This window comes from uncultured Brachyspira sp. (assembly GCF_949287625.1).
Taxonomy (GTDB): Bacteria; Spirochaetota; Brachyspiria; order Brachyspirales; family Brachyspiraceae; genus Brachyspira.
In genome coordinates, this window is the sequence record NZ_CASEGO010000152.1 from 1 (window position 1) to 4904 (window position 4904).

The 4904-nt window shown below is 29.9% G+C and carries 3 protein-coding genes; 1 reads left to right on the plus strand and 2 read right to left on the minus strand.

The genetic code is table 11. From position 1 onward, the window contains the following. Positions 1 to 306: 306 nt before the first annotated feature. Together Q1X91_RS14810 and xerD are read right to left on the minus strand one after the other, a co-directional pair. Positions 307 to 2583 carry a hypothetical protein gene (locus Q1X91_RS14810; RefSeq protein ID WP_300759252.1) on the minus strand — a complete coding sequence of 759 codons (2277 nt, stop codon included), beginning with the start codon at positions 2581 to 2583 and terminating at the stop codon, positions 307 to 309. Between the two features lie 29 nt (positions 2584 to 2612). Then, complete coding sequence (gene xerD, locus Q1X91_RS14815) at positions 2613 to 3545, minus strand: site-specific tyrosine recombinase XerD (RefSeq protein ID WP_300759253.1); 933 nt, start codon at positions 3543 to 3545, stop codon at positions 2613 to 2615. A 244-nt stretch (positions 3546 to 3789) separates the two neighbouring features. Here xerD and Q1X91_RS14820 point away from each other — a divergent pair, with 244 nt between their 5' ends. Continuing rightward, on the plus strand, positions 3790 to 4773 hold the full coding sequence (locus Q1X91_RS14820) for an aminotransferase class I/II-fold pyridoxal phosphate-dependent enzyme (RefSeq protein WP_300759254.1): 984 nt from the start codon (positions 3790 to 3792) through the stop codon (positions 4771 to 4773). Positions 4774 to 4904 lie beyond the last annotated feature (131 nt).

Here is a 4904-nt window from a genome sequence, read left to right on the forward strand (position 1 = left end):
AGAATTTTCATCTGTTTGAAAATTGACAAACTATATTTGTTTAGGTATATACTAAAAATTCTTAAGTTTGTCAATTTTTTTGTTGTTCTTTTTCTCGCCACACGCCACAGGCGGACAGCGTCACAAAAGAAGCGGGGGCTGGCATGACTGTGTGCTTCGCAGCAAAGCCCCAGATATTAAAAAGAAAATATAATTTTATTTTTGACAAATCATATTTGTTTAGGTATATACTAAAAATTTTTAATTTGCTTAAATAAAAAAGGAAGTGCTAAAAAACACTCCCTTTTATTTTTTATATTATTTAATTTAGTTATCTTTCACTTTTTCATCTTCATCTTTTTTATCATCATCATTACTTTTAGCCAAAGCAGCACTTTCCTTTGTTTGTTTAGGCTTAGGTCTTAAAGAATTAAGAAGCGTATAAGCAACTGCTACATTCTCCTCACCTGAAGAAGAAGCAACCCTAAATGCCATAAGTGAAGAATATCTGCTTCTGCCGTAAGCATATCTGAATCCTATCTCTACAGTCTCTCCAGCCTCTATATCCAAAGTTTCCCTATCAAGCACTATAGTAGATAAAGCCTGAGCCAAGTCTGTTTTTATAGTTACATCACTTTGTTTTTTAGAAGTTCTATTAACTATAGTAAGTACCCCTGTTCTGTTTCTTTCATCTAATTTTACACTAACATTAAATGGGTTTTCAGAATATTTTTCTTCTATTCTTGACACTATAGACGCATTGATATTAGCCCATTCTCTTATACTGTTTCCAGAACCTCTAAACTTTGACCATAACATTCTTGAAACATCATGGAAGAATATTCCTCTTATTCTGCTGCTTCTATTAAATTTAGCTTCTGATTCATATACTCTTCTCATATATTCAAGTTCTGGTCTTAAACTTCCGTCCTGAAGTCTGTTGTCTATCATATTACCAACTAATACATTATACTCGCCTGATAAATACTGCGGCCAAGCTGCAAGCATACCAACATGCTGAGGACGGCTAGCCTCATATATCATAACTGCATCATAATCTATACCAGCATCAAAGAACATATAAGGGTCTTGTCCATGCTCCTGACCATGATTCCAGCCCAAAGTAAATGCCCATAATTTTTTCTTTATACCTGAATCTTTTATAGCTTTTATTATCAAAGATTCTTTATGAGCTCTGAACCATCTCCATTTCATACCTATTTCTTTCCTGCCTCTGTTTACAGCAAGCCAACGCATACGGGCAGCTTTGCTCATAGTAGACCAGCTTGCAGGTACATAAACTCCAGTAAGCTCAACCATCTCATCAACCATTTCATATCCGTCAACTTCGCCTGTACGTATAAAGTCAAGACCTACATATGATATATTAGGATTAGAATCATATCTTTTTAATATATCTATAATATCCTGTACCCTTTTAGGATCATCTAATGATATATGTCTGCTTTCAACAAGGCTTTGAGTAGCAGAATTATAGCCTATAGAAACTTCATAACCGCCTTTTCTAGCTCCGCCGCCTGCAGCAAAATAACTCATAACATAAGCACCAAGCTCAATATCGCCTTTAGCCTTGCTTGCTGCCAAATTATCTATATTTTTAATCATAGCTTTAGCCCAAGGCTCTTCTGGGGTAATTCCAGCTGTCCAGCCTGTAGTCTGACCGCCTATAGCCCAGAATATATCGCATTTCATATATCTAATCCAGTCATATATAGCATCGTAGGTAGTAAGCTCGCCTGTCTCTACACTTGGGATTTTTTTAGTAGTTAAATCTATAGCATATTCTAATGTAGCTATTTTTTTAGTTTCTTTAGCAGGAGGTGATTGTCTTCCTTTTACAGTAAAGTCTTTAGTATATCCGAAAACTCCATTTTTAGTCTGAACAAGGACTATAGCCTGATACTCTCCTAAAGCTCCGCCGAAAGGATGAAGATATGTTCCTTTATACTGAGAGTTCTGAACTTTAAATACATTTATAGGATATCTCTCATCTCCGTTTTTTCTTACTATTTTATCTTTTTTGTATCTTACATATATGCTTAAATTTTTTATAACATCTTCTGTATATACAGAAGCATTTATTACCACTGGTTCATATCTGAATACGGATATTTTTGATAAATCTATTGCCACTCTAGGAGCTTCGCGGCTTCTTGAATTTTGTATAGCCAAATCAACTGCTTCGCTTAATTTATCAGCCATTTTATCTGTAGTATTTGCATTAAATACCATAGCAGGAAGTACATTAGGATTAGGCATTTCACTGCTAAATTCATCATCGCTTAAAAGCATATTCTGATTTAAATATTCTATATCAGCATCAGCACTTATCTCTTCATCTGTATAAATATCTTCTAAATCTACAGACAAATCATAATCGTATATAGGCTTTGTAGTTACCAAAGACAAAGAATCAGGATTATACATATCTATTCTATGATTTTTAGCTGTTTCATCAAACAGATAGCTTGTATCTTCAAGATTACTAACGATTGTCATTCTCTCGCCTATACCAAAAGTTAAAGCAACTAATGATATGGATATAAGCAGCAATATTGTAGTGGCTATTATACTTCTTTTCATCTTGTTTCATTCCAATTTGTTATATTTTATTATATATTAGTATTTTGTCTAGCATGTTTTGAATGCTTCGGATGTTTGGCTATTTGTTTTTTCAAATGTGCTGAATCAACATGGGTATATATTTCTGTTGTTGTAATGTCTGAATGACCTAGCATTCTTTGAACCGCTCTTAAATCTGCTCCATGCTGTATAAGATGTGTGGCAAAACTATGTCTTAATGTATGAGGATAAACGTTTTTAGTAATATTGCTTTTTTTCATGGTTTCTTTTACTATTTTCCAAATGCCTACTCTTGAAATCTTATCTCCTCTGAAGTTTAAGAATAATTCGCTTGTCTTTTTGCCCTTTACCATTATAACTCTGCTGGTTTGAATATACCTTTGCAGTATATCTAAGGCTCTGTCATTAATAGGAACTATTCTTTCTTTATTACCCTTACCTCGTATCTTCAAATATTTGCCTTCAAAAAATATATCATCTATTCTTAAAGAGCAAATTTCACTTACCCTTAATCCAGATGAATACATAAGCTCAAATATGGCTTTATCTCTTAATCCCTTATCAGTTTTTTCATTATGCACTGACAAAAGATCATCTACCTCTGTAGTAGTAAGAGATTCTGGTAAGACTCTTTTTAAACGTATTACCTCTAAATTGTCAGTAGGATTTTTTGATATATAATTTTCCATCACTAAAAATTTATATAGATTAACTATACTTACCTTATTTCTTGCAACTGTTCTTGACTTTGAACCATGCTCTTTACGTTCGCTTAAAAATTTCTCAATATCCTTTCTTGTAGCTTTTAAAATTGTTTTTTTGTTTTTAGTTAAGAAATCAAGATATATAACAATATCTCTTTTATAAGATTCTAAAGTATTTGATGATAAGCCTTTTTCAACTGCTTCATAATTTAGATACATTGATAATATTTCTTGATCGGAAACCTGTTTTACTGACATTGAAATCTGCCTCTTAATTTTAAGATATAATATACAAATAGCTGACTTGAATAAGTATAGTAAACATATTGTCAACTAAAATAATTATCGACAAGATTTGTCAATTATTTAAACATAATAAGGTACCCAATAAAAATATTAAATTAACTAAACATAAAACTAAAAATAGTAAACTAATTTTAAAATAATAAGATAATTATAATATTATTAAATTTATTTTTTATGCTATTTATTGATTTATTATATGGACAGAAAAATTTTTTTAGATAAAAATGAAAATCCTTACAAGCCTTCAAAAAATATTATTAAAGAGCTTGAAAAATTTGATATTAACTCTCTGAGATTCTTTCCAGAGTACAGCCCTGAAAAATTAGATTATGAAATGGCTAAATATCTCAATATAGAAACAAGTTCTATAATATCTGTTAATGGTATGTATGAGGCTTTTGCATGCATAATAAACTCATTTGATAAATATAAAATATATTTAGAAGAACCATACAGAAATCTATACACAAAAATATTAGAATATTATAAAATGCATTTTGATATAATAGAAGCCAAAGATGATTATAATATAAATCTTAAAAAAAATATAAGAACTAGAAATTCAATCATAATATCAAGCAATCCTAATGCAGAAACTGGTATGTTTATAAATATAAAGGAAATTGAAGAGTTCTTAAAACATTATGAAGGAATATATGTTATAGATGAATCATACATAAACTTTGCTGGTGAGAGTGCTGTTAAACTTATTAATGAATATAAAAACTTAATCATAATAAGATCCGTTGCTCATTCGCATTCTATATCTGGACTTAATGTTAATTTTATAATATCTAATCCAAACAATATAGATAGTATTTCAAAATTAAGACAAAAATATGGTATAAATAAAATATCTGAAAATATAATTATAGCAGCTTTGCAAGATGAAAAAACTTCGTATAAAAATATTTTCGATATAGTGTTGGAAAGAAACAGATTAGATACTCTATTAAGTAAAGAAGGTTTTATAGTAGTGCCTTCAAGAGCAAACTTTCTTTTGATAAAACACATATATAAAAGTGCTGATTATATATATAATGAGCTTATAAAAAGAAATATATTTGTAAAAAATTATGATAAAGAAAGCATACTCTCTGATTTTTTAAGAGTTACAATATCAACGCACAAAATCAATAATATATTCTTAAACCAATTAAAAGATATAGTTAATAATTAAAAAATAGTAATAAGAGTTTTTATAACTTTAAAAGTATATACTGGAACGATTTCATTTTGCCAATTGATGTACATTATATAGAATTATCAACTTTTTTGCCGCACAAAAAAGTTGCAAAAAACGCAATTACT

Coding starts and splice junctions, on each gene's coding strand:
- Q1X91_RS14820 (WP_300759254.1), top strand. CDS start 3,790: ATGGACAGAAAAATTTTTTTAGATAAAAATGAAAATCCTTACAAGCCT.
- xerD (WP_300759253.1), bottom strand. CDS start 3,545: ATGTCAGTAAAACAGGTTTCCGATCAAGAAATATTATCAATGTATCTA.
- Q1X91_RS14810 (WP_300759252.1), bottom strand. CDS start 2,583: ATGAAAAGAAGTATAATAGCCACTACAATATTGCTGCTTATATCCATA.